This is a genomic window from Companilactobacillus muriivasis, assembly GCF_036246245.1.
Classification (GTDB): domain Bacteria; phylum Bacillota; class Bacilli; order Lactobacillales; family Lactobacillaceae; genus Companilactobacillus; species Companilactobacillus muriivasis.
Map to the genome: position 1 here is coordinate 1 of NZ_BTTQ01000006.1, position 21,805 is coordinate 21,805.

Here is a 21,805-nt window from a genome sequence, read left to right on the forward strand (position 1 = left end):
AATACTCCCTTATATATTGGTTTCAGCGACTTAATTATAAGGATATGAGTAAGCTCATGTCTATTTTTGTACAATAAAACCCCGGCATGCCGGGGTTATTGTATAATATTCAACTTTCAACCTTTAGTTATAAAATAAAAACCACTACACGAGTAGTGGTTTTTAGAAGCTATTCAAACTTATTCATTGCAACTATAAATTAAGCACCTGTTGCAGCTGATTTTGCTGTTAATGTCCATGTAATAGGAGCGTTCAATGATAAAACTTCTCCCTTAGCGGATGCTTTGATATCATTAGGAATTTCCAATGTTGCGCCGGCTTTAGCACCAGTAGTACTATCAGCAGCCTTGAATGATGCTGAATATTCACCATCTTTATATGAATCTTTGTTAGCTTCTGAAGAAACGCTCATAACTGATTTAGCTGCGGTTGCTGATGTATCACTTGCATCCAATGCAGCTGATGATGTCTTTAGACCAGTAATAACATTTTGACCATCAGTAACACTTTGAGGTAATAGGTTCAATACAAAGTTACCTTTGGTTGAAATTGTTTGTGCTTTACCTGTTGAAGCATCTACGAATGCACCTAATTGTGCAGTCAAATCAAATCCTGTAGCACCATTAGTAGATCCATCTGCAGAAATTTGACGTGATTCAAGAACTGATAGGTTACCTGAAGCATTACCATCTTGACCTTGAGCATTTGAATCTCTTGTGTTATCTACTAAGTCTTTTGTTTGACCTGCTACTGCTGATCCAAAGTTAAAGTCAGGAACTTCATTAAGTACTAAGACACCATTTACAACTTTAACAGCTGCGTTTGATGTAGCTGTTGCAACACCATCTCCAGCACCGTTAGCACTTTCATAAGCAATTGCTAATTGACCATTGTCTGGCTTTGATAATTGACCGATTTGTGTCTCATCAACATGTGAAACTGAACCGTCTGTACCGATGCTACCTGTTGTTGTAGCAGCTTGTGCTGTCATTGCTGGGGCAATTGCTCCTAAAACCATTCCTGATACTGCTAGTGATCCTACTAGAACATTTCTTGATAATTTCATGATATATCCTCCCTGATATAGAAAATTATTTTTTTGTTTTTGTCTTTCTTGATTACAATTAGATAATAACAAATTTTACAAGCTGTACATTTCATTATTTGTAAAAGTTATTTATCAGAATTGAATCATTTTGAAACTTGTAAGAACTTCAAGCTTTTCCGGAGCTTGTAACCATAAAAAGCGAATAGACCAATCAGAATCGTAAAACCAGTTATGATTAATCCGGTGTCATGCGCATCACCTGTTTGTGGGTAAGTCGACATGTTATTGATACTAACTGAAGGGGTGTAACCCGTCTCAGCTAACTTTGACTCGTTACTCCCTGTGCTCGTTCCGGTATTATCACTATTAAGTAATACCGAACCGTTAGATCCACCGCCACCATCAAGGCCTGAATTATCAGAAGCCTTAGAGGCGACAACTGCAACCGGTGCTGAACGATCAGCGCCACCTCCAGTCGAACTGTTAGATTCAGCAATTACATGTGTAAAGCTAAATCCTCCAATCACACCCAACAATATAACGGCAATTGCGAAGAAACCGACTACTCGCTTTTTGACTGTGAGACTTTTTCTAGTTCTCATTTTTCTCTTCATATAAAAAACCTCTCATCAAAAGTCTTGTCTGTTTTCTCCTTACGCTTTGTATAATACCATCTGTCTACCCCCTAACTAATCCGAAATAATTAAGAATTTTTTACGAGAAGTGAATCACTTCTTGAGCAAGTAGTATTTGACCAAATTGTGTTGTCCCGTGTATGGAAGCGCTTGATAAGCTTCATACATATACTTGAAATCAAGATTTTCCAGCAAATTTTGTGGTATGGGGTTTTCTTTCTCCGTTGAAGCCCAGATTTCAGTTAACTGTAAGTCCGTAAACCCATAGTTAATCATCATCTCAACGGCTTCTTTGGCATATCCCTGGTGACGAAACTTCCTATCTACTACAAACCCCATCTCACGTGTAGGCAACAGTTCCGTTGACTCACCGCGTTTATTCAACTCAATTATTCCTATCATCTTGTTGTTACCGGACAAAGCAATGGCGTAGGATCCATCTCTTCTGCGGTACATATCAAGGAGATCACGACCAAAGTCTACATCCTCGGTATATTCCAGTCCAGCCAATTTATGGTTATTCTTGTCCTGTACCAATTCCAAAAATTGTTCTAAATCTGACATTTCAAAATTACGAATTACAATGTTTTTTCCAATTAACTTCATGACATTTCCTCAAATTAACTTATTTTCCAATCTAATTTCTGGGGTTTTATTTTGCGGTACTTTATAATATATGCATAATGCATTTAGTTCAACTATGAAAGGGTGATTTTGTATGGATTTAGATTTTAAAGGTGACACAATTACAACCTATGGCGACCCATTGACTGTTGGTGAAACATTCCCCGACTTTACCGTGCTTGATAAGGATAACAACACAGTCAAATTGAGCAGTCTACTCGACAAGCCAGTTTTGATCAGTGTCGTGCCTGACATCAACACTCGTGTCTGCAGCATTCAAACCAAGCACTTCAATGAAGAAGTTGCTGGTCATGCTGAAATCAATTTCGTAACTATCTCAACTAATACACCAGAAGAACAAGCTAACTGGTGTGCAGCTGAAGGTGTCGAAAATATGCAAATGCTATCTGACATGGATCATGACTTTGGTAAGAAGTCTAAAATTTGGATCAGAGACCGCAATATCTTGGCTCGTTCAGTTTGGGTAGTCGATAAAAATGGCGAAATCATTTATTCCGAAATCGTCCCAGTTCAATCAGATGAACCAAGCTATGACCGTGTACTTGGTCAATTGAACGAATTAATCAAATAGGTGGCCGTAAGTAAAAAGACAAGAAATTTTTCTTGTCTTTTTTATTTTGTCTTAATTATCATATTACTATTGATTAATCGTAGCCACTTAGATATTGAAATTCTCAAATTACCTTCTACGATGCTTTACAAAGGTCATGAAATGCAAAATACATGCTAATAATACGAAGAAAATTATCGTAAAGCTGCCATAGTTCAGCCAAAAGTTACCCGCAATCCAAGTTTTCAGAGGAATCTGAATCCCCATCGTAATCAATGCCATCACAGCAATCATCAAGAATAATTGAATATATCTTTTCACAGTTGAATCATCCTTTCTCTTCCGAACTGAGATCTTTTTAGCATATTTTTGACACAGTTTCTTCTTATTATTAGGGATAGTTTTCATGCCAAAAGTATTCGGTAGCACAATTTCTCCAACTTTTATCACACCGGCAGCTGACATGACCCGATCAATCGTCTTCAAAGACTCATCTGTGACACCGGTTAGAAAGTTTTCCATCGTCGAAACATAACAAGAAGTGATGCTGAGATAATGCTTATTTTTAAACTGCCCCGGAATCGTATCGCCATTTTCCTTAAAGTAAACTAACTTCGGACGTATGCAATCAAAAAAGTTCTTCATAACTCCAGATAATTCCCGAAAATAAGTCGGTGCAGCCAAAATCCAAACATCACTCTCAGCCATCTTTTCAGCCAATTCATCCAGAACCAAGTTCTTCTCGTGATATTTGTGTGGCGTAATACCGTAATTTTCCAAATAGATTGTTTCAGTCTCAACACCAGCATCAACATTTTTCAAAACTTCATCCAGCATTTGAGCGTTAAGCCCGTGTTCCTGGTGCGAACCAAGTATCCCTAAAATTTTCATATTGTAATCCACCCCTATCTAAATATGCCGTCTCCAGAGCTGAGAACATTCACCTGCTATGCGGACCGGTCCGAGCCACAGTGCGGTCTCGAACCTCGATTTGAAGCCTTGCAAAAACCGCAAGTCTCCAAACTCGTCCGGTTGTATTATGGCTCACGCCATAACACTACTTTCACAGCCGGTGAATGTTCTCGCTCTTCCGACTGGATTATTTATTAAATCAATGTATCAATAAACTTGATTACGATGATACTAAATCTATTATTTCATTAAAAATCTGTTTACACTTCTAGGATACATCTAGATTAACTATTAAACATTGATTTATACGACTAAAAATCAAATCCTCAGATATATCCAAACTATAAGATATAAGAGCTGGAGGTTGCCAGTGATTGGGGTTCAGCAGTGAAGGTGGCGTCACGGCTTTAGCCGTTACACCACGGACGACTTTTGAGACGTGGTTTCCGGCTCAAAAACGAGGCGCGAGACCTTGGCTCGCACCGGTCCTCACAGCGAACCCCAATCACTGGCAACCGGAAGCAGCATATTTCAAAATACACAATATAATTAAAGTTTAATATAGAAAAATATAAGATTCAAAACACTAGCTTTATTAAAAAATTGTTGCTACAGTATGGTTAACTAAGGAGGTTTCGTATCTATGAAAGTTCTTATTATTGGTGCCCACGGTAAAGTTGGTCACCTACTAATCGGAGAGTTACAATCAAGAAACATCGATTTTGTTGCTGGATTGCGCAGTCAAGAACAGATCAAGGCCTACAACGATAACAACATTGAAACTCAATTTATTGATTTAACAGCATCCCTCGACAGTATCAAAGATTCAATTGAAGCTTCAGGAGCGGATGTAATTGTCTTTTCAGCTGGTGCTGGTGGTGCCGGTTCAGATTTGACTTTGCAAATTGATCTCGACGGTGCCATTAAAACAATGATGGTTGCCGAAGCTATTGGTATCAAACGTTACATTATGGTTAGTTCAGTCTTTAGCGATAACCGTAGCAAGTGGGACGCTTCAGGTATCAAGCCATACATGATTGCCAAGCATTACGCTGACGATCATTTGCGTGGCACTAACCTCGATTACACTATCATTCACCCAGGTGGTTTGACGGATGAAGATGGTACAGGCAAAATTAAATTGCTTGGAAATAACGAAATCGGCAATATCCCTCGAGTTGACGTTGCACGTGCCTTGGCATTGATTATTCAAAATCCTACAACAATTGGAAAAGAATATACCTTTGCTAGTGGCGAAACAGTGGAAGAAGATATTTTCAGATAAAACAGAATTAATTGAACCTTGAAAAGAGGCCCTTCACAGCATTAGACCGTGAAGGACCTCTTTTTCTTCGGAATTTTAGGTATTGAATTGATATTTTGATTCATTCTTCCATTTCCGTCACTCGTTTCCGAATTATATTGTATACATTTTATATAATTATTCGTATTTTATTTGTAATTTGGCATAAAATCTGTAATACTAATGAAGTAATCAATCAAAGGCTGAACGATTAACTGAGTTATATAAATAAACGTTAATAATTATATTCAAGCAATCATCACAGAAATAACTCAGTTATCGAAAAATACTATCCGGAGGGTGAACGTGATTTTGTACGCTGTGAAGGTGGAGTTAGGGATTTATCCCTTACTCCACAGGACGAGTTTTGAGACTTGCTGGTTTTGCAAGGCTCAAAATCGAGGGTCGAGACCGCACTGTGGCTCGAGCCGGTCCCATAGCGTACAAAAATCACGTTCACCCTCCGGCGGCAGTCTTTAGATAAAACTAGGGGGTTATTATCGTGCAATCTGATGCAAATCTCAGCTTTATTGAAAAAGTATTTCATCTCAAAGAAGCCAATACAACAATTCGACGTGAAGTCTTAGCTGGTCTAACAACTTTCGTATCCATGGCTTACATCCTCTTCGTCAACCCGCAGGTATTAGGGGCTGCTGGTATGGACAAAGGTGCTGTTTTCACGGCAACTGCCCTTTCGGCAATTCTAGGATCCGTCTTGATGGCATTTCTAGCCAACTATCCCATTGCGATTGCGCCAGGACTTGGTGACAACGCGTTCTTCACCTACTCAGTTGTTTTAGCCATGGGAATTCCTTGGCAAACTGCGATGGCTGGAGTTTTTGCTTCCAGTATTTTATTCCTGTTAATCTCCGTCTTGAAATTACGTGAATTAGTTATTGATTCAATCCCTCACGATTTAAAACTTGCGATGGCCGCTGGTATCGGGCTATTTATTGCATTCGTTGGTTTACAAGGCGGTGGCTTAGTTGTCGCCAGCAAATCAACTTTAGTCGAAATGGGTTCATTGACCGTTCCCACAACTTGGCTAACAATTTTCGGATTAATCGTTACTGGCCTCTTGATGGCTAAAAAAGTCCCTGGCTCAATTTTCATCGGTATGGTATTAACAACCATCTTGGGACTATTCACCAAATTAATTCCTTTGCCAAAACAAATTATTTCCACGATTCCCAGCATGAAACCAACCTTTGGAGTCGGAGTTGCCCACCTGCCTGATCTCGCTAATCCACAACTTTGGGCTGTCGTGCTAGTCTTTTTACTAGTAGCATTCTTCGATACTGCCGGAACCTTGATTGGCTTGGCTGAACAAGCTGGATTTATGAAAGACAACAAAATGCCTCGTATCGGTCGCGCATTGATGGCAGATTCAATTTCCATGGTCGGTGGTGCGGTCATGGGAACAACACCTACATCAGCTTACGTGGAATCATCCGCAGGTATCGCAATTGGTGGTCGAACAGGTTTAACATCATTGGTCGTCAGTATCATGTTTGCTTTAGCAATGTTCTTCTCACCACTTTTGAGCGTCGTTACTTCCAACGTTACCGCACCAGTCTTGATCATCGTCGGAATCTTAATGGCTCAAGCGATGAAAGAAATTAATTGGAGTAAATTTGAAATTGCTATGCCAGCATTCTTAACAATCGTTGGTATGCCGCTAACTTATAACATTTCTTATGGATTCGCATTCGGGATTCTCTTCTACCCTCTAACAATGTGGGCCGCAGGTCGTAGAAAAGAAATTACGCCAATTATGTATATTCTCTTCTTTGTCTTTATTATCTTGCTATATACAATCAATATTTTGCCAGCTAAATAATGGCAACTAAAAACGCTGAAATCCTTAATTGGACTTCAGCGTTTTTGTTATTCTTCAAAATTAATAAATTGCAATCTAATCGCATTTAACACGGCAATGATTGTCACACCAACGTCCGCAAACACTGCCTGCCACATATTGACCATTCCCAAGGCTCCCAAGAGTAAGAATAAAATCTTAATCGTCAAAGCGAAGGAAATATTTTGCGTAACAATTTGGCGAGTTCTTTTGGCAATCTTCATTGCACGGGCAACTTTGGAAGGTTCATCACCCATAATAACAATGTCGGCTGCTTCAACTGCGGCATCTGATCCTAGGCCACCCATGGCAAATCCGACATCAGCTGTAGCTAAAACGGGCGTATCGTTGATACCATCACCTACGAAAGCTACACTCTTATTATTTTTATGCGAAGTCTTCAAAAGGTCATTGACGATTTCAACTTTATTTTCAGGCAATAAATTCGTATATACGGCACTCATCTTCAACCTGTCCGCAATTGCTGTCCCAACTTTTTCATTGTCACCCGTCAACATAACTGTCTTTTTAATGCCACGATTATTCAACAATCGAATAGCCTCGGCAGCGTCTTTCTTAGGTTCGTCCGCAATCACGATATCGCCCCAGAATTTACCAGCCACAGCAACATAAACAATCGTTCCAACAGCTTGGGCCTCATTGAATTCAACGTTATTGGCTTTCATAGCCTTGGCATTACCCACGACCACAGTCTGACCATCAACTTCCGCGCTCAACCCGTGACCAGCTTGTTCATTGGATGATTCAATCGCTAAAATTTTACCTGTATAAGCATTCAAAATTGATGCAGCAATCGGATGAGTTGAATTCTTTTCGACACTAGCTGCCATCTGTAATAACTCATCTTTGGTAACATCGGCTACCGGTGTAACTTGAATGACCGAGAATTTACCTTTAGTCAAAGTCCCAGTTTTGTCAAAAGCCACCGTATCAACATTATTCAAAGCTTCTAAATAATTACTACCTTTGACCAAAATACCTTGCTTCGATGCCGCCCCAATTCCACCGAAGAAACTCAATGGCACCGAGATAACCAATGCACATGGACATGAAATCACTAGGAAAATCAGTGAACGGTAAACCCAAACATCCCAAGCACCATGCATGACAAGAGGTGGTAAAATTGCCAACGTTGCTGCTAAACCGACCACAATTGGCGTGTAAATCTTGGCAAATTTAGTAATAAATTTTTCTGTATCAGTTTTCTTACTGCTAGCATTTTGAACAAGATCCAAAATCTTAGCAACTGTCGAATCACTGTAAACTTTGCTTACTTTGATTTGAAGCGTTCCATTTTGGTTGATTGAACCACTCAATGCTTGGTCGCCCACTTTAATATTTTGTGGCATTGATTCGCCGGTCAAAGCTGACGTATCAACTGATGATTGGCCTAAGACAACTGTCCCATCAAGTGGAATCTTCTCACCTGGTCTAACGAGAATAATTTGTCCAATTTGTACTTCATTGGGATTGACTACTTTAGTTTTGCCATCCAACTTTAATGTGGCAAAAACTGGTTTAACCTCTAATAATGCCGAAATTGATTTTTTCGAACGGTTAACGGCAACATCTTCAAAGACGTTTCCCAACTCATAAAACAACATTACCGCAATTGCTTCCGGATACTCACCCAGAATAATTGCCCCAACCGTAGCGATACTCATTAAAAAATTCTCATCAAAAATTTCACCATGAAAAATATTTTTAACAGCTGTGTAGACGATTCTGGCGCCAATTACTAGATATGCCAAAATAAAAAATCCCGCATTAAATGATGCTGGCAACAGCCTACTGGAGCCAACTAGTAGTAGAATGAAAGAAATTAACAAACGAATAATGGTTAACTTAGTTTCTTTGCTTAATTCATTTTTAATACGTTTGCGTATTTTTTTAACTTTATAATCAGTTTGGACATCGTATAATTTCATCGAGCTGTCCTCCTTGAAAGGGTTTACATGTTCATCTGAATATATGAGCAATCATTCATATATAAATTATAATATAATAGGTCGTAAAGAATTTCAACCTAATCTAACCTTATTTGACAAGAGGACAATTTATGCCAGAACAAAATTTTGAAGCAGAACATCAAGCAGCTTTGCATAATTTAAAAGAAAATCTTCCCAATGACGATGACCTAGATGCCATGGTCAGTATTTTTAAAGCCTTCGGCGATATGACACGGGTAAAAATAATTCTTGCCTTAGCAAAAACACCATTAAGCGTTGGTGAAATTGCAGACACTCTTGATATGAGCCAATCTTCAATCTCCCACCAATTGAGTATTTTAAAACAACTCAATCTTGTTTCTAACGCGAGACGAGGACGTAACATTCACTATCGTTTGAGTGATCAGCACATCATCACTATTTTTAAGCAGACGCAAGAACATATTATTGAAGACGAGAATGACTTTTAGACTGCCAAGAGATTGGTAGTTTTTTTTTGCGCAAAAAAAGGTAGGTTCCCCTACCCTAAGCAACAACTTCCACATTGCGAACATCCCCCAAATGGAATGTTTTGCCATTGTCCAAATAAAACAAATCGTCATTATAACCGCTAATTTCTCCGGTTAAATCTGCTTCGACTTGATTATCTGTGTCACAAACGTTGAGTTGTACTTTAACTATTTGATTGTATGTAAATGATTGCATCAAAAACTTGGTTATTTCTGTATCCGATTGTTCTTGTCGTAATTTATTATGATGCTGTATTTGTTTCATTTGTCGATTCAAAGCCGCTGTGTGGTCTGATAAATAAAACCCTTGCCACTTCATTTTGCCGCGATCGTGATAATAATTATCAAAAAACGATTGGACAGTTTCAGAATCGTATTCGTACTTACTATTCATCTTTGTGCCGTCTTTTCTGTATTAGTTCTTGTTTCTCGGGCCATTTCTGCCCTACAAATCCATCATACGTGATTGAAAACTTATATTGTTCCATAATTTTATCAATTATTTTTTCCAAATATGACAACCGATAATTCTCAACTGTGTGTAAAGGAATCGAGTGAAGTCTTTTGCCATGTGGTCGAATGTTGATAAAGAAGTTAAAAGTCTGATCATAGTAGTCGTTAACCACCTGCAAATAATACTCGGTATCTCTTTTTCGCGTAAAGTTTTGTTTTATACGTTCCAAAATGATTCTTAAATCTCTATTCATAGGCATTGCCACCGTTGTGACCGCCAACTAAGGTAGCCCGATGGATTGCAGTGCCCCCTTTCAATAAACTATTCGCATATACTATCGACTCAAAGCCATACCTAGCTCGAATCTCATCGACGATAGACATTTTGTCTTCTGCTTGGCATTGCTGCTTAACAGGCGTGAAGAAATTCAGTTGTTGGGCTTCTTTATTGACCAGTTTAGACGTATACACTGCCAAATTACGGACTGGTTGTCCTTGCCAATAGTTCTCAAATAAAGCAATCAAAACTTCTGCTATATCACGATCATTATCGGTATGATTTAAATTACTGGCAACGCTGAAACCGCCACGTTCACCCTCAACACGTGCTGCATAGGCATATGTCACGCTCAAATATAAACAGCCCGTCTGCTTGTGATGATGTCGCAAGCGTGAAGCCACCTGTTGGCCCATCTCCTTGATGACCGTTTCAATCTCAGATTTTTGGAAATAGTCTCTTGGCAAAACTTGTGAATTACCAATACTGTGATTCTTCGGGGCAATATTGTCTGACAAGCGTGTTCGATCAATTCCCCAGGCAATCGCAAAAATTTGTTCACCAATTAAACCTAATTCTTGCTTCAGATAAAAGGGATTGGCTAGAGCTAATTCTTTCATAGTATGGATTCCTAAACGATTGAGTCGTTTCTCAGTTCGACTAGCAATACTCCAGACATCTGTCATATTTTTGATAGTCCAAATTTTTTCAGGAACTGTTTCGTAATGAATTTCACCCATTAATTCAGGGTCATGCTTGGCATAAATATCTAGGGCAATCTTTGCTTGAACTGGGTTGTCACCGATACCCACCGTGGTATACAAGCCCAAACGTTTGCGAATGGTCTTTTGAATTAGCCGTGCTACTTCTCTAGGACTGTTGCCGAATAAGTGCCAAGACTTCGTCATATCCAGAATTGACTCATCGATTGAGTATGGCCAAACATCACATTCAGCCGCAAATTCTCGAAAGATATTATTTATCTGTAAGTTACGTTTGATATAGAGATTCATCCGCGGTGGAACAACAATTAACCGAGGATCTTGTGGTAGGTTACGTTGACGGGAAACATTAGCTTGAAGATGAAAGATTTTCTTAGCCATCGGTGAAGTAGCAAGTACCAAGCCGCCATTGGTGTTGTCAGCTTCACTCATTACAACTAATAATTCTTTCAGAGGATTGAGACCCCTCATAGTCGCCTCAACACTGGCATAAAACGATTTATTATCAATCAAGAAGAAAACACCATGTGGTTCTTTGCTGTAATCCATCGCTTTATGCCTCCTGTTTTGCTTGCAAGTTCATTATACGAACATGTGTTCTATTTTGTCAATAACTAATTTTAGGGTATTAAAAAAAGGACACATGCAGTGTCCCCTGATTAATTATTTTCCAATGCTGCTACTTGCCAAGAGTGTTGCCATTTGAATTGTTGCAGGATAGTAGTCCTTGGTCGACATCTTCCCCGTCAATATTTGAGCATAACGTGCTTTTAACTCTGGATTAGCAACCACTTGACCCGCATAAGCTACTGGTGTTGTGAAAGCATCATTCGTATATTTTTCAACTGGTTCGCCATTTAATTTATAAATAGCTGTAATTTTTTTCTGATCAGCGAAAAATCTACACATCTTCTTAACAATTCTCTTGCTACTTTGACTGTGGTATATCTGATAATCATATGCCACACGCCAAGGAACACGACAGGCATTGAATCCATATTGATTGTCATGTTCTGAAGCCACTTCTTTGGTGCCAATCTTACCAGTCTTCAGCTTTGTACCGGTGATTGTTACAAAATCAGCCATCAAGCCAGTCGCCTGTTGATCACTTAATTTCTTCAAAACTATCTGACTATTTTGAGCCACCTTCGTCCAACTACCGTCATTGGTATAGCTGGCAAATTTACGGAAATACGCGGTCATTAAATCTGACGTCCGGACTAAAGTTGCAGATTTTTGACCAGTTGCCCAGTCGCCAACTTTTGGCAATTTGGTTGTGGGATTGATTTCTTTTTTCTTAATTGCAGCCAATAACTTATCAGCTAAACGATTGTACTTAACTTCACCCTTACTGCCCCAACGCTCATCTGCCAAAATCAAAGCATAAGCAATATCTAAATCACCATCAGTAGCACTAGTTTTCTCTTCCTTCGTGCTAGTCATAACAATTCCCTTATGATTTTGACGCCAAGCCATCAATGGATTATCAGAACTAATTTGATGACGTACATAGTAGCGAGTCAACTGGTTAAATGTTTTCTGACTGCCAAAACCTTGTTGAGCCGCCATAACTGTAATTAACATCCCATAACCCTGAGCTTCAGAAAGTGTCTGGTCTTTGGAACCCTTATTATTAGTTTTGACAAATTTTTGCTGCTGATTGCCTCGTAAATAGGCTTTCTTCCAAATCTTATAGTGGCTTTTAACGACTGCGGTACTAACGCTGGAAGTGCTTCTAGGCGAATAAGTATTATAAACTGCTATACCAATCGCAAACGCGACCAAAAGAATTAGACCACTAATCATCCATTGATACTTATGACGTTTCATTTTGCCAGTCTCCCATCAGAATCTCTGAGTCTTATACCACTTAGTCTGCTTTTTCCCAGTAAGTTTGTCCCGCAACATGTCATAAATTGCCACAATTGAGACGAATACAAAGAGTTGCGCATACGTAAAGTACGAAATTAATGTGTAGAAAAAGTTTGTTACCGTTGCCTGACCATAATCGCTGGCCAAAGCAATGTTCATTTGCAACAAATACAAGAAGAACATCAACAACCAATTAATCATGAATAATACTGACAATGGTGCCCCAAGTGAGACTAATTGATGCATCTGTGGAAAAATTGTCCGAATGCCACCCAAGCCAATATTGATCAAGAAAATCACATTTGAAATTATGATAGCCGCATTGAACCAAAAGAAGGTACACAGATAGTACCCAACTTCCAATTTAATCCGCCAAGGTGTTTTATCAAATAAATGTTTCATATTATCCAAAATAACTTCGTAATTCCCACGAGCCCAACGTTTCCGCTGATTATAGTAAGCAAATAACGTTTCCGGTTCCTGTTGAAAAGCTTCTGCTCTGTGAGCTAATGCAATCAACTTACCCTCACGCATCAAACTAAAGGAAATCGCAGTATCCTCAGTCAAAGCACCATTATTCCAGCCACCGATCGACTGAACAATTTTTTTGTTAATAATAAAGTTGGTACCAGGAATTCGACCAATCTTGAATAACTGCCATAAACCGGTATGTTGAATTCTTTGCGTATTAACAATTTCCAAGTTGATACAACGCGACAAAAAGTTCTGTTGATAGTTTCGGGTCTTATTACGACCAAAGGCCGCCGCATAACGCTCAGGATTTTCCAAAACTTTTTGAATTAAGAAATACAACGCATTCTTTTCCGGCGCCGCATCAGCATCATAGACGCCTAAATATTCACCGGTTGAGACTTTCAGCGCATCATTTAAAACTCCAGCTTTACCACCGCTACCAGTCCGTTCAATCACCCGAAAATTATTGTTGAAATATACCGACATTGCCATTAACTCTCGGACTCGGTTCGCCGTTTCATCGTTACAATTATCGGCATAAACCAACAATTCAACTCTATCTTTGGGATAGTTCAAATTTAAAATAGCTTTAACAGTATCTTGAATAACCAGTTCCTCATTGTGAGCAGGTACGACAAGTGTTACTTTCGGATAGCGTTTCAAAGGTGGCAAATTATCAATATCAGTGTGTTGCAAGTGTTTAAAAATAAAGATAACACCGCCGCTAAGAGTCACGATGGTCATAACAATCGACAGCCAAATCGTAATAATTGCAATAACATATAACCAATCAATCATGACGTTTGTCCTCCGTATTGAAGCAGCGGATAGTCTTCTTGAAGATTATCCACCAACAGATTGACAATACCAAAACGACGATGCCAAACACAATTGTCACGATCAAACTAACTGGAAAGAGCCATGCAAAACTTCCTAATGCCATTTGATCACTTCCTATAAGTATTCTTTAACAATATCGGTCTCAGCGCTACGCTCCAATTGTGCCAGCGTATCTTCAACGTTACGGTTCTTAACCCTATCTTGTGATGAGTACGTAATTTGTCCCATCCGTAATACCAAGGCATTACGGGCTAAACCAAACTTTTCAGCAATGTCATCAATGTGGTCCTTAATTTTTTTCTTCATGATTGGGGCGTTATCTGTCCCCAACATTGGCGAGAGAATTACAAACCTACCTGTTCCAATATAATAAAGACTGTCCGTTGTAAATAACATCCCCATTAAATGTTCTGCCGTTGTCCGCAACAACTCGTTGAATCGTTGTTTACCCAAGAAATTAATAATACTTTCCAAGAAATCAACTTTAACCATTGTCAAAGTAAAACGATAATCGTCTTCATGGTAGAAAACTAACTTCAATTCTCGAGCCACAGCAATATTCAAGGCACGTTCATTCAAAGCCCCAGTTACAAACTCCAAATCAGGCTTATTTTGCTGCAGCTGTTCCAACTCTTGCGATAAAGCTTTACGCTTCAAAAGCTGATGGTACAACAGATACATCCAATAAGTCGTCATCGGTGTAATCGTCAATAAGGCAATAGCTGGCCAAAAGTACAGTGCCCGAGTATATGGCAATACCAGCATAAATCCGCCAGCACACATACTAACAAACGACAAAACACTCCCCAAAATAATGTAGGTACTTCGCCCAAGTGCCAATCCCAGGATAAATACTCCTGATACTATTAGAAAATTTATCCACGATCCATCAATTACGCTCAAATAAAGCAACGTATACTGATAGACCAAGATTAAAACCATACCGATAAAAATTAGATTATCAACAGTTTTTTCTTTCATTTACTTTCCCCAATATGTTCATGATAAGCTTTCCTTATCATTCTACTTATTAATTAACATAATTGTACGTATTTTTTGTAATTCTTTTCAAAAATGTTTTTATGTTCTCCAATTACGGTTACATGTAAAAAAATAATTATATAAAACAAAAGGGATGTGAAATTATCACATCTCTTTTTTAACGGTATTCAATATTTCCGGTTGGAGCTGGATCAAGTCCTAAGTTGTCGCGAATTTGATCAGTTACTCGTTGCAATTCGTATTGATCCACAACTTCCATCGACTGCTCATCAATTTCAGTACTCTCGCCTTGCAAATGAGTTTGGCTGATTTCCTTACGAGCTAGATGGTATTTCTGAGTAATATTCTTGAAGTCTTCAAACGTCATATCTGTTTGTGTTTGGTCCGATAATGAATCCACAAAGTCCTGATTCAACAGTGTTGCCATTGATGTACTCTTCAAAACTAAAGCTGTTAGCACAGCGCGTTGACGTGATTGACGACCGTAATCCAAGTTAGGGTCATCATGTCGCATTCGTGTATAAGCTAAAGCTTTTTTCCCGTCCATCAACGTCTTGTGGTCTTTCTTGAAACTGTAACCTTCGTATTCAAAATCTAGGGTTGGTGTAACCTGTACCCCATTTACTTCATCAATAACTTTTTCCATACCGCCCATATTGATTAAAATATAGAAATCAATTGGAATATTCAAAAGTCTCTGCACAGCTGTGATAGCCATTTTCGTCTGCCCCATTGAATAGGCGGCGTTAATTTTTGATGGTCGACCATAACCGGGAATATTCACGGCAGTATCACGAGGGATACTTGTAATTGTTGTCTTATGTTTGTTCGGTTGTAGCGTTATAACCATCATACTATCTGTCCGACCACGATCATTACGTCCCAAAGCACCGGTATCAGTACCCATTAGGAGAATTGAAATTGGTCGTTTATTTTTTAACTGATCTGCACCATTACGTTGCTTTACCACACCTGAGTCGTGATAAGTGCTGTCAATCGCCTTCTTCACACCACGATATCGAGTCATACCATAGGCTGTTCCACCAAAAACTAGAAACAGAATGAAAATAATCAAGGTATATCCCAAAACGTGTTTTTTAGCTTTCTTTTGCATGTCTCAATTTTTCCCTCAACTTATTCAATAATTCAACTTTCAAAACTACTAATAAAACTATGTAAAATACTATCCCTATCAGGATTTCTACCACTAAGGCAAACCAATTTTCTGCCCAAATTATATCTAAGCAATAAACTAATCCAAACATCCCTACTCCCGCCAACAGATACTTGTGAATATCGGTGAAAAGCTTGCGATAACTGATTTGTTTACGCACACTCCACAACTGATAACCTGTAACGGCCACCTCTGAAATAACTGTGGCAATGGCTGCTCCGACTGCTCCGTACACCATAATTAGCGGAATATTGACAATCAAGTTGACCACGGCACCAGCAACTACTGAGATGGTAAAAGCCTTGTTCTGCTTCGTCGGCAATAAATACTGCAATCCCAAAGCATTGCTCCAAGCAATCAATAGAATAACTACCGACTCAATCATCATAATTGGCACAACGCTGATGAACTGTTGGGTAAAGAATAGTGGAACGAACTTGGCAGTTACCGCCGCTAATCCAAACGTCATCGGTACGGATAACGCCGTTACAAAGGCAAAACTTTGATATAGACATTCACGTGTTTTCTCATGTTCACCTTTGGCAAAGGCATGGGCAACATGCGGCAACATCACTGTCCCGGTCGCTGTAACAATTGCTAAAACTACCTTGATCATCTTATCCGATTGGTCAAAATAACCAGCTGCCTGAATTGAAGTCATCGCACCCAACATAGTTTTATTCAAAACAAGATAAATCTGGGTCGCAATTTGGGGAATGAACAGGACTGCTGCCGGCCAGAAGTGTTTTCCTAACCGCAACGTCTTGAGCGATACTTTTCCTAAATATTTGGATAAACTCGGGAACAACAGGAGATTTCCCAATAACAATGACAGCGACAAAATCAGAATATAGATTGCCAAATCATGTTCTGTTTTGACAAACATAAAGATACTTATCAATGTCAGAATTCTGATAACTAAGCTTCTGAGGACTGTCACCGCAAAGTTTTCCACACCCATGAAGAACCACGAAATATCAAACGCTGCCGCCAATAATGACACAGCTTGTGCTAGGTAAAACACTTTATACTCCGGAGTCCAAAGAATAAACAATCCAAAAGCCAAGCAAGCCAACAAGATCATCCCTAATCTCAAGAAGAAAATTTCATAGAATGTTTTGGTCAATTTGGCCTGATTATCTCTAACAAAAGCGATTTGGCGGTTACCATACAAGCTGACACCGATACTGCCAAACAAGATGAAGTATTGAACGATGGAATTGGTATACGCGTTGATTCCAATTCCTTTAGGACCCAAAACTCGAGCTAAATATGGAGTCGTTATTAAAGGTACTATCAGAATAAACACTTGATAAAAAGCATTGTAAAGATAGTTTTTAACAACACGCATATAATTTATTCTCCAAATTCATCTTTAACGACTTGCAAAGCAGCCGCAATTGTTTGATCCATATTGTAATAACGATACTGCCCCAAACGCCCACCGAATAACACTTGTGGATAATCAGCTTGTGCCAATTGAACGTATTCAGCATATAATTCCTTGTTACGCTGGTTGTTAACTGGATAATAAGGGTCATCACCACGTTGCCAATCTTTCGGATATTCACGTGTGATAACTGTCTTATCTGGATCACCTTTGCCAAATTCGAAATGCTTGTGTTCAATAATTCTTGTAAATGGAGTTTCAGCATCGGTATAGTTAACTACCGCATTGCCCTGATAATTATCCTGATTCAAAATCTCAGTTTCAAAACGAAGGCTCCGATATTCCAACTCCCCTAATTGATAATTGAAGAACTGATCAATCATACCCGTGTAGATGACTTTGGCACCCGATTTCAAATACTCTTCACGATGACTGAAGAAATCGGAATTAGTTTCAACTTCAATCAATTCGTGATCCAACAGTTTTTCAATAATCTGTGTATAACCACCGATTGGAATCCCTTGGTATGGGTCGTTGAAATAATTGTTATCGTAAGTAAAACGAACAGGCAAACGACGAATGATAAAGGCCGGTAAATCTTTAGCTGACTTACCCCATTGCTTTTCGGTATAGCTCTTAACCAACTTCTGATAAACATCTGGTCCAATCAACGAAATAGCTTGTTCTTCCAAGTTCTTTGGTTCACCGTCCAAGTTAAGCAGCCGCTTTTGTTCAGCAATCTTTGCCTGAGCTTCAGCCGGAGTAATCACACCCCAGAGCTTGTTGAAAGTATTCATATTAAAAGGTAAATTGTAAATTTCACCATTATAATTGGCGATTGGACTATTAATATAATTGTTAAAGTCAGCGAATTGGTTCACGTAATCCCAAATTTCTTTCATACTTGTATGGAAAATGTGGGCACCATATTCGTGAACCTGAATCCCAGCAACTTCTTTGGTATAAATATTGCCACCAATGTGGGATCTCTTTTCGATAACTTTAACTGAATGACCTTTTTGGGCGGCTTCATGTGCGAAAACAGCTCCAAAAAGTCCTGAGCCAACTACTAAATAATTCATTACACACTTCCTTGGGTTAAATTTTTTCTTTTAAAACATTCGGTGAACAAGATTAGGAAAAACGGATTATAGGCTAATTCGAGCATGTGATTTTCAATTGCCCCGGAAATAAAAATGACTAAGAGAATCACTAGCAAATAGCGGTCGGTCGTCTTTTTGACCATCTTTGAAATAATCACAATCGTGACAGTCAAACTGACCACGCCGTACATCAATAGCAGTCGTAAATACGAAGAATCGATAAAAACATACTTGCTGAAGAGTGTGTTAAAGTTCAAACCACTCGGTCCACCCAAGCCATTTTGGAGAATGTTGCTACCAAAGGCGTGGATTCCATATTCGTGGATAACCTCGTTCACAATTGAAAAACGTCCCGACAACAGCTGATTCAAAAGATTTAAGAGCTGACTGCCAGGATTGTAAATATATGTTAGAAAAATCATCATCGTGGCACCGATAATTGGCGCTAACCACGTAATTTTTTGTAGACGATTCTTTCTATCCCATTTTGCTAAATACATGCCAATTGCTAACAACAAACTACAGATAAAATTCAAACGGGCGTTGGTCTGAAGGTAAACCCAGTAACTAATTCCCACCATGAAAAGAAAATCTTTCCAATTGAATTTATCCTTACGTAGATACGCTAAACTGGCGAGAATATAAAACACGTGCGCTGCAAAGTCGGTTGGATAAATGATTCCCAATGATGATCGAGATAATCCATCGCGGAAATAGACATAATTGGGAATCAATCCTTTGAGCGCCGAGAAGATTATCAAAATCATCAAGCCAACTGAGATAAATAAATAAATTTTATTGATCAGACGTCCGTCCACATTGCGACTGGAAATCATGAAGATGAACATCGAAACTAGTGACGTGCTTTGCGACTGCCGCCACGAAAGAACTAAAATCACCAATATCACTACGTAAAGTCCCAGTTCTTTGACACGGTATTCATTCAAGAAAACTTTTAAAATGAACAGCCCGAGGGCAAACGCCACCGCTATTTTGTTCATAGCATCAGTTGGCAATAATTCATTAAACGCAGATGAATTGACAATTCCAGTTATCAAAACTAGGACGTAACCGAAAATAAAGAGCCAACCATCAAATTTTTGTAATTGTTTTTTCGTTAACATTGTTCAATTTTCGGATTAAACGTTAAGCCTGCTAGGGTTCCTTTGCATAAAACGCTTAGTTTCAAACGCTTAAATTCATTCTTTGAAAACATGATGCGAAAGCCCCAAACAATACGTCCGCACAATGCTCGTATAACTGGTACAATCCCTTTTTGGCGATTCAAATACAGACGATTGCGGTAGTTGTAAAAGTAACGTTGAATCCGTCCCTGATTGGAATTTTCCCCGAGAATATTGATACCGACGTTTTCACCCATCTTGTGTAAAATCCGTGCATCCATAACTTGAATACCCAGAAAACCTTGTTGGATAACACGATTGGTATACTCGACATCGTCACCCCAGATGAAAAAGTCTTTAATTGGATAACCAGTTTTTTTGATAGCCTGACGTGAGAACATCACCGCCACAAATGAAGCCTCTTCAACACAACGAATATTTGAATCAACAGGTTGATTTCTAGCTAAAACTGGCAAATTCATCTTCGCCAAAGTCCCGTCAGTCCAGTAAACTTGCCCGATAGCAAAACCGATTTTACTGTTGTCAGCCATCGTCTTTCCGAGTAATTCGAGCGCACCAGGTTCTGGAATCGTATCGTCGTCCATGATCCAAACGTAATCACTTTCACTATTCTCGATAAACTGCTTCATACCAACGTTAAAACCACCAGCGCCACCAACGTTTTCTTCCAAATTAATCGGTTGAATATTTGGCAACTTTTTAAGATATTCTTTAGTGCCGTCGGTACTCGCATTGTTGATTACAAAGATATTGTTTAAATCAAAGGTGCTTAGGGCCTCCAAACATTCTTTCAACTTATCAAGTCGATTAAACGTGACCACTACAGCATCGATTTTCAAAGGCAGTTCCTCCTAGTTCTCTATTGATTTCATAAAAGTAAGAAAATAATTTTCACTGTAAAACTTTTTAATTGAATCCTTAATTTCAGTAAGTCGATTAAAGTCATAATGGCAATCAATGAACTTTTGCAATTCATCCACATAGGCAGCTGAATTATCGGTTGGTACCAATATTCCATTTTGAGAATTAACAATATCAGCTGGTCCAGTTGGACAATCAAATGCCAGAACAGGAATCCCGACCGAAATTGCCTCATTCAAAACCATGGGTAATCCTTCATATTTGGAAGATAGCAGCAAGCCGTCAACGGCGGTTAAGTCACTCCAAACATCTGTCTTAAAACCAGTAAACTTAACACGTGATTTGATACCTAGCTCAGTCAAAAGCGTTTTGATTTCTCGACTGTAACCATTACCGATAACATCTAACTGCCAGTCGCCATGCACTCTACTCAAAGCTTCAAACGTTGCACGGAGATTCTTCTGACCATCCAGCATCACCCGTCCAACATAGATAAAGCGACATTTTTCGTTAACCTGTGTCCGAGGAATGCTAGTTGATTTCTTCAGAATGGGATTAAAAACTGTTTTGACCTTATCCTCGGAAATCCCTGTTGCAACGATTTGTTCAGCGATACCGGTACTGATAGCTAGATAACCGTCAGCACTCTTCAACAGCGGATTAGTCACCTTTTTGGAACTAAGTGAATAGTGATACCAACTCATAACTCGATAATTCTTACGGGTTATTTTTTTGATCCAAAACAGTAAGAACCACATGATAGGATTGGTAGAAATTACCACATCTACTTCTTTTGACTTGATTTGACGATACAAAATCAGCGGTAAAAATAATGCATATTGAATTTTTCGGAGCCACTTATTTTTACTCAGCCAGATAATTTGTTTATCTTTGACATCTTCCAACCAAGCACCATTTTCAAAGCCACCGATATTAACTAAACTCATCTCATCATTCGATTGGCTACGGTTATACTCGGCAAACAGATTAGTGATAACTGTTTCTGTACCGCCAAAGCCCGTCATATAGGGAATAAATAGACAGATTTTTTTCATATTATTG

The 21,805-nt window shown here is 38.9% G+C and carries 22 protein-coding genes; 4 read left to right on the forward strand and 18 right to left on the reverse strand.

Annotated elements, in window-relative coordinates:
- Positions 1–199 precede the first annotated feature (199 nt).
- The 3 genes from AAA923_RS07600 to AAA923_RS07610 all read right to left on the reverse strand — a co-directional run bounded on the left by AAA923_RS07600 (position 200) and on the right by AAA923_RS07610 (position 2,289).
- Positions 200–1,066, reverse strand: coding sequence for a hypothetical protein (locus tag AAA923_RS07600; RefSeq protein WP_338216048.1), 867 nt, complete (start codon positions 1,064–1,066; stop codon positions 200–202).
- A gap of 125 nt (positions 1,067–1,191) precedes the next feature.
- Complete coding sequence (locus AAA923_RS07605) at positions 1,192–1,662, reverse strand: LPXTG cell wall anchor domain-containing protein (protein ID WP_338216050.1); 471 nt, start codon at positions 1,660–1,662, stop codon at positions 1,192–1,194.
- A gap of 114 nt (positions 1,663–1,776) precedes the next feature.
- Positions 1,777–2,289 (reverse strand): GNAT family N-acetyltransferase, encoded by a 513-nt coding sequence (locus tag AAA923_RS07610; protein WP_338216051.1) that lies wholly within the window; start codon positions 2,287–2,289, stop codon positions 1,777–1,779.
- Positions 2,290–2,401: 112 nt separating this feature from the next.
- Here AAA923_RS07610 and tpx point away from each other — a divergent pair, with 112 nt between their 5' ends.
- Complete coding sequence (gene tpx, locus AAA923_RS07615) at positions 2,402–2,899, forward strand: thiol peroxidase (protein ID WP_338216053.1); 498 nt, start codon at positions 2,402–2,404, stop codon at positions 2,897–2,899.
- 108 nt (positions 2,900–3,007) lie between these two features.
- Here the strand turns inward: tpx and AAA923_RS07620 are convergent, their stop codons facing one another.
- Positions 3,008–3,769, reverse strand: a complete 762-nt coding sequence (locus tag AAA923_RS07620) for a flavodoxin family protein (RefSeq protein ID WP_338216055.1) — start codon at positions 3,767–3,769, stop codon at positions 3,008–3,010.
- Positions 3,770–4,433: 664 nt separating this feature from the next.
- On the opposite strand from AAA923_RS07620, the gene AAA923_RS07625 reads away from it, so the two are divergent.
- Together AAA923_RS07625 and AAA923_RS07630 are read left to right on the forward strand one after the other, a co-directional pair.
- Positions 4,434–5,075: an SDR family oxidoreductase gene (locus AAA923_RS07625; protein WP_338216059.1), complete on the forward strand. Its 642-nt coding sequence runs from the start codon at positions 4,434–4,436 to the stop codon at positions 5,073–5,075.
- Positions 5,076–5,595: 520 nt separating this feature from the next.
- Positions 5,596–6,933, forward strand: a complete 1,338-nt coding sequence (locus tag AAA923_RS07630) for an NCS2 family permease (RefSeq protein ID WP_338216062.1) — start codon at positions 5,596–5,598, stop codon at positions 6,931–6,933.
- A 47-nt stretch (positions 6,934–6,980) separates the two neighbouring features.
- Here the strand turns inward: AAA923_RS07630 and AAA923_RS07635 are convergent, their stop codons facing one another.
- Positions 6,981–8,900, reverse strand: a complete 1,920-nt coding sequence (locus AAA923_RS07635; RefSeq protein ID WP_338216064.1) for a heavy metal translocating P-type ATPase — start codon at positions 8,898–8,900, stop codon at positions 6,981–6,983.
- A 131-nt stretch (positions 8,901–9,031) separates the two neighbouring features.
- Between AAA923_RS07635 and AAA923_RS07640 the strand changes: the two genes are divergently transcribed.
- The gene (locus AAA923_RS07640; protein WP_338216065.1) at positions 9,032–9,391 is read left to right on the forward strand and encodes an ArsR/SmtB family transcription factor; all 360 of its coding nucleotides are present in this window, start codon (positions 9,032–9,034) and stop codon (positions 9,389–9,391) included.
- A gap of 55 nt (positions 9,392–9,446) precedes the next feature.
- Here the strand turns inward: AAA923_RS07640 and AAA923_RS07645 are convergent, their stop codons facing one another.
- From AAA923_RS07645 to AAA923_RS07705, 13 genes are all read right to left on the reverse strand, one after another.
- Entirely contained in the window at positions 9,447–9,824 is a 378-nt protein-coding gene (locus AAA923_RS07645) for a hypothetical protein (protein WP_338216067.1), read from the reverse strand.
- Entirely contained in the window at positions 9,817–10,137 is a 321-nt protein-coding gene (locus tag AAA923_RS07650; protein ID WP_338216070.1) for an acetyl-CoA carboxylase, read from the reverse strand. The genes AAA923_RS07645 and AAA923_RS07650 overlap by 8 nt, the downstream gene beginning before the upstream one ends.
- Entirely contained in the window at positions 10,130–11,431 is a 1,302-nt protein-coding gene (locus AAA923_RS07655; protein WP_338216073.1) for a Y-family DNA polymerase, read from the reverse strand. Before AAA923_RS07655 ends, AAA923_RS07650 begins: the two co-directional genes overlap by 8 nt.
- A gap of 114 nt (positions 11,432–11,545) precedes the next feature.
- Entirely contained in the window at positions 11,546–12,712 is a 1,167-nt protein-coding gene (locus tag AAA923_RS07660) for a family 8 glycosyl hydrolase (RefSeq protein ID WP_338216075.1), read from the reverse strand.
- 15 nt (positions 12,713–12,727) lie between these two features.
- On the reverse strand, positions 12,728–14,026 hold the full coding sequence (locus AAA923_RS07665) for a glycosyltransferase family 2 protein (protein ID WP_338216076.1): 1,299 nt from the start codon (positions 14,024–14,026) through the stop codon (positions 12,728–12,730).
- Positions 14,019–14,171: a hypothetical protein gene (locus AAA923_RS07670; RefSeq protein ID WP_338216078.1), complete on the reverse strand. Its 153-nt coding sequence runs from the start codon at positions 14,169–14,171 to the stop codon at positions 14,019–14,021. Before AAA923_RS07670 ends, AAA923_RS07665 begins: the two co-directional genes overlap by 8 nt.
- Before the next feature lie 11 nt (positions 14,172–14,182).
- Entirely contained in the window at positions 14,183–15,049 is an 867-nt protein-coding gene (locus tag AAA923_RS07675) for a diguanylate cyclase domain-containing protein (protein WP_338216082.1), read from the reverse strand.
- A gap of 178 nt (positions 15,050–15,227) precedes the next feature.
- Positions 15,228–16,184 carry an LCP family glycopolymer transferase gene (locus AAA923_RS07680; RefSeq protein ID WP_338216083.1) on the reverse strand — a complete coding sequence of 319 codons (957 nt, stop codon included), beginning with the start codon at positions 16,182–16,184 and terminating at the stop codon, positions 15,228–15,230.
- Entirely contained in the window at positions 16,168–17,595 is a 1,428-nt protein-coding gene (locus tag AAA923_RS07685; RefSeq protein WP_338216084.1) for an oligosaccharide flippase family protein, read from the reverse strand. The genes AAA923_RS07680 and AAA923_RS07685 overlap by 17 nt, the downstream gene beginning before the upstream one ends.
- A gap of 5 nt (positions 17,596–17,600) precedes the next feature.
- Positions 17,601–18,716, reverse strand: a complete 1,116-nt coding sequence (gene glf / locus AAA923_RS07690; RefSeq protein ID WP_338216085.1) for a UDP-galactopyranose mutase — start codon at positions 18,714–18,716, stop codon at positions 17,601–17,603.
- Positions 18,716–19,861 carry a hypothetical protein gene (locus tag AAA923_RS07695; protein WP_338216087.1) on the reverse strand — a complete coding sequence of 382 codons (1,146 nt, stop codon included), beginning with the start codon at positions 19,859–19,861 and terminating at the stop codon, positions 18,716–18,718. Before AAA923_RS07695 ends, glf begins: the two co-directional genes overlap by 1 nt.
- Positions 19,855–20,721, reverse strand: a complete 867-nt coding sequence (locus AAA923_RS07700; RefSeq protein WP_338216089.1) for a glycosyltransferase family 2 protein — start codon at positions 20,719–20,721, stop codon at positions 19,855–19,857. Before AAA923_RS07700 ends, AAA923_RS07695 begins: the two co-directional genes overlap by 7 nt.
- A 12-nt stretch (positions 20,722–20,733) precedes the next feature.
- Complete coding sequence (locus AAA923_RS07705) at positions 20,734–21,798, reverse strand: glycosyltransferase (protein ID WP_338216090.1); 1,065 nt, start codon at positions 21,796–21,798, stop codon at positions 20,734–20,736.
- Positions 21,799–21,805: the final 7 nt, after the last annotated feature.

Excerpts from the sequence above, each read along its gene's own strand:
- AAA923_RS07600 (WP_338216048.1), bottom strand. The coding sequence starts at position 1,066 with ATGAAATTATCAAGAAATGTTCTAGTAGGATCACTAGCAGTATCAGGA.
- AAA923_RS07605 (WP_338216050.1), bottom strand. The coding sequence starts at position 1,662 with ATGAAGAGAAAAATGAGAACTAGAAAAAGTCTCACAGTCAAAAAGCGA.
- AAA923_RS07610 (WP_338216051.1), bottom strand. The coding sequence starts at position 2,289 with ATGAAGTTAATTGGAAAAAACATTGTAATTCGTAATTTTGAAATGTCA.
- tpx (WP_338216053.1), top strand. The coding sequence starts at position 2,402 with ATGGATTTAGATTTTAAAGGTGACACAATTACAACCTATGGCGACCCA.
- AAA923_RS07620 (WP_338216055.1), bottom strand. The coding sequence starts at position 3,769 with ATGAAAATTTTAGGGATACTTGGTTCGCACCAGGAACACGGGCTTAAC.
- AAA923_RS07625 (WP_338216059.1), top strand. The coding sequence starts at position 4,434 with ATGAAAGTTCTTATTATTGGTGCCCACGGTAAAGTTGGTCACCTACTA.
- AAA923_RS07635 (WP_338216064.1), bottom strand. The coding sequence starts at position 8,900 with ATGAAATTATACGATGTCCAAACTGATTATAAAGTTAAAAAAATACGC.
- AAA923_RS07640 (WP_338216065.1), top strand. The coding sequence starts at position 9,032 with ATGCCAGAACAAAATTTTGAAGCAGAACATCAAGCAGCTTTGCATAAT.
- AAA923_RS07645 (WP_338216067.1), bottom strand. The coding sequence starts at position 9,824 with ATGAATAGTAAGTACGAATACGATTCTGAAACTGTCCAATCGTTTTTT.
- AAA923_RS07650 (WP_338216070.1), bottom strand. The coding sequence starts at position 10,137 with ATGAATAGAGATTTAAGAATCATTTTGGAACGTATAAAACAAAACTTT.
- AAA923_RS07655 (WP_338216073.1), bottom strand. The coding sequence starts at position 11,431 with ATGGATTACAGCAAAGAACCACATGGTGTTTTCTTCTTGATTGATAAT.
- AAA923_RS07660 (WP_338216075.1), bottom strand. The coding sequence starts at position 12,712 with ATGAAACGTCATAAGTATCAATGGATGATTAGTGGTCTAATTCTTTTG.
- AAA923_RS07665 (WP_338216076.1), bottom strand. The coding sequence starts at position 14,026 with ATGATTGATTGGTTATATGTTATTGCAATTATTACGATTTGGCTGTCG.
- AAA923_RS07670 (WP_338216078.1), bottom strand. The coding sequence starts at position 14,171 with ATGGCATTAGGAAGTTTTGCATGGCTCTTTCCAGTTAGTTTGATCGTG.
- AAA923_RS07675 (WP_338216082.1), bottom strand. The coding sequence starts at position 15,049 with ATGAAAGAAAAAACTGTTGATAATCTAATTTTTATCGGTATGGTTTTA.
- AAA923_RS07680 (WP_338216083.1), bottom strand. The coding sequence starts at position 16,184 with ATGCAAAAGAAAGCTAAAAAACACGTTTTGGGATATACCTTGATTATT.
- AAA923_RS07685 (WP_338216084.1), bottom strand. The coding sequence starts at position 17,595 with ATGCGTGTTGTTAAAAACTATCTTTACAATGCTTTTTATCAAGTGTTT.
- glf (WP_338216085.1), bottom strand. The coding sequence starts at position 18,716 with ATGAATTATTTAGTAGTTGGCTCAGGACTTTTTGGAGCTGTTTTCGCA.
- AAA923_RS07695 (WP_338216087.1), bottom strand. The coding sequence starts at position 19,861 with ATGTTAACGAAAAAACAATTACAAAAATTTGATGGTTGGCTCTTTATT.
- AAA923_RS07705 (WP_338216090.1), bottom strand. The coding sequence starts at position 21,798 with ATGAAAAAAATCTGTCTATTTATTCCCTATATGACGGGCTTTGGCGGT.